Annotated in this window: 5 protein-coding genes; all 5 read right to left on the bottom strand. The window is 64.7% G+C overall.

Translation table 11 applies throughout. The features are described from left to right. Positions 1–347: 347 nt before the first annotated feature. Positions 348–824 (bottom strand): DUF4326 domain-containing protein, encoded by a 477-nt coding sequence (locus tag EBE87_RS28120; RefSeq protein WP_199726528.1) that lies wholly within the window; start codon positions 822–824, stop codon positions 348–350. Beyond that, entirely contained in the window at positions 817–975 is a 159-nt protein-coding gene (locus EBE87_RS29285) for a hypothetical protein (protein WP_158611687.1), read from the bottom strand. Before EBE87_RS29285 ends, EBE87_RS28120 begins: the two co-directional genes overlap by 8 nt. A gap of 16 nt (positions 976–991) precedes the next feature. Next, complete coding sequence (locus tag EBE87_RS28110) at positions 992–1,630, bottom strand: recombinase family protein (protein WP_267898291.1); 639 nt, start codon at positions 1,628–1,630, stop codon at positions 992–994. 89 nt (positions 1,631–1,719) lie between these two features. Continuing rightward, positions 1,720–1,959: a hypothetical protein gene (locus EBE87_RS28105; RefSeq protein ID WP_122140309.1), complete on the bottom strand. Its 240-nt coding sequence runs from the start codon at positions 1,957–1,959 to the stop codon at positions 1,720–1,722. 298 nt (positions 1,960–2,257) lie between these two features. Next, a partial coding sequence (locus EBE87_RS30200) for a hypothetical protein (RefSeq protein ID WP_233560279.1) occupies positions 2,258–2,458 on the bottom strand: 201 nt, incomplete at its 5' end.

The following is a 2,458-nucleotide window of genomic DNA, read 5'->3' as shown; positions in this document are numbered from 1 at the left end:
GCCGCTACCACAGGGGGCAACACTGGCGGGACCGTGCCGACAGAACGGTGCCAGTCCTGACAAGCCATCTGCATCGCTCATCCATAAGCGCGGCCTGAGAGCCCTTCTTCCCAACGTGCCGATGCTGTGCTGCCTCGCCTTCAGGTGGGGAGCTTCGAGCCAACATTATGGTCGACGTTAGTGATGACGCGAGTGGCCGAGACTTATCGTGTTGATGACGCCCGGGTCCGCTATTGCCGGCCGAGGGGCACAGTCGTGGCGATCTCCCAGGGGCACTTCACCCGCCGGAGGCTCATTGGCCACGAAGTTTCAACTGAACCAAGGCAACAAAGACGGCCGTTTGAGGGTCAGGCATTGGCCATCTCCAGCAGGACGTCGGCGTGGCAGGGCTGGTCCAATCGGCACCAGCAGGCGAGGTTCTTGCTGCGCAGGGAAGGGAGCGCCCGCAGCAGGGCGCCTCTGTCGGCAAGACTGGCGGGCGGCATTCCGCTGAAGTCGTCACCCTTGAGCCATGCCTCATAGCTCTCAACGGCGGCGCTCTGTGCCTCCTCCAATGATGTGTGCCGGTTGTTCTCCATGTCTGCTGCCAGGATGTCCTGGACACGCCATGGATTGCCGAAGACGCTGGGCCGGCAGACCTTCACCGTGTTCTCCGGCATCCGCCAGCCTTTCAGCCGGCGAAGCTGGACGCGGGCAGGGGCGGCGATTACCTTCACGTCGGTCCTCGCCGTCTCGGTAGCGCTTAAGTCTGCAGTGGGCATAGCCCGAGTGCCGCCATCCAGGCGGCCGGGAGATCCGGCGAGGGCCACTTGCTGGTCATCCATGGGCGACTTCCTCCGGCTCGTCCTGCCAGGGCAGGCGATCGGCAAAGGCTTCGGAGGCCTTGTCCAGTTCCTTCAGGGCCTCCGGGTCGGTAGGGTCACCGAAGGCCACATTGCGGGCAGCGATCACCAACCGGCGCACATCGTCGGGCACGGCAGACTTCTGTTGATCAAGCTGCGAGGTCATTGGCTCCCTCCTGCGCCTGTGCGGCGCTCAACTCGCGATACAGGGTTGTCTTGCTGATCTTCAGGCGCTTGGCCGCCTGGGCGACGGAGAGGCCTTCTCCGCCGGCGGCTTCGTCCAGCACCAGGTGCTGTGCCTGCTCCAGCAGCTCCGGCGTCATCACTGGCCTGCGGCCGCCGATCCGGCCGCGCTCGCGTGCTGCGGCCAGGCCGGCCAGCGTGCGCTCCTGGATCATCTCGCGCTCCAGCTGCGCGAATGACCCCATGACGTTGAACATGAAGCGCCCCATGGGCGTGCTGGTGTCGATGGCCTCGGTCACCACCTTGAGCCGCACGCCCTTCTTCTCCAGCCGCTCTGCCGTCTGCAGCAGCTGGGACAGGTTGCGGCCCAGCCGATCCAGCTTCCAGACGACCAGCGTATCGCCCTCGCGAAGCGCCCGGAAGCAGTCGATGAAGCCAGGCCGGTCGGTCGTTGCCCCGGACGCCTTGTCGGTGAAGATCTCGCTTGGCAGCATGCCCGCCTTCACCAGCGCATCAGTCTGCAATTCTAGGCGCTGGTCATCTGTGGAGACCCGGGCGTAGCCGACGTGGATACCGCTCGTGGTCGCCTCAGAATGCATAGTCATCTGTCAAAACCTTATGAGTTGTGAAGTGGCAGAGTTCTGCCAGACCAAGGATACAGGTTTTGGGACGGCAATGCGGACGCCTGCCAGATCTAATGCTTCGCATCGTTGGGGATGGCCGGCCGAAGCGCGTACTGGCACTCCACGCTCCGCACCACGCGGCCGTCATCCAGGTGGATCAGCATCAGGCCGGGCGCTTCCTCATCCTCGCGGATGATCGTCCCGCCGATAGTGCGCGACGTGTCGTAGTCGAAGCAGACCTCAACCCGCCTGCCGAGCCACGACCCTTGTTTGGGGAAGCGGTCAAAGCCAACCGGGGGAACGTCGCCCATGCGGGCCTCCTTGAATCGGGGGCCTTGAACGAGCTCCGGAAGTCAGCCAAATCCGGGCTCGCACTAGCCATTTTTCTGGACTTTGATTCCGGAGTGGGCTTAGCCGCCCGCGGGCCGCCGTATTGGCGGAGCGTGAAATGGCTGGGGTTGGCCACCGCCGCCTCGCTAGCGATTAAGTCTAGAGTGGGCGAAGCCCCGGTGCCGCTCCGGCGGCCAGGATTAGCGGTGGTGGCCTTCATTTCCTGCTTCGCCATGGCGTCTGCCTATCGGGCATTTGCGGATCCCGCGTGGCGGCGGCTTACAACGCTGCTGTCCACTCCGGTACTTGCTGGTCGTGATGCAGCCGCAGCCGCTGCAAGCCCACCGCCGCAAGAACGCCGTCCACGGGTGCCGCGTCTGCTGTCGTACCGGATAGTCCTGGCAGGCTGGCACAGGCCTCCTGGGCAAAGCGCCCCGGCAGCAGCGGGTCCACTGGCGCGAGGTAAGCCGCTTGCCACCA

Origin of the sequence: Teichococcus wenyumeiae (genome assembly GCF_003696345.1) — a bacterium.
GTDB lineage: Bacteria > Pseudomonadota > Alphaproteobacteria > Acetobacterales > Acetobacteraceae > Pseudoroseomonas > Pseudoroseomonas wenyumeiae.
The sequence above is the reverse complement of the archived record's forward strand: the minus strand, read 5'-3'. Positions and strand labels throughout refer to the sequence as shown.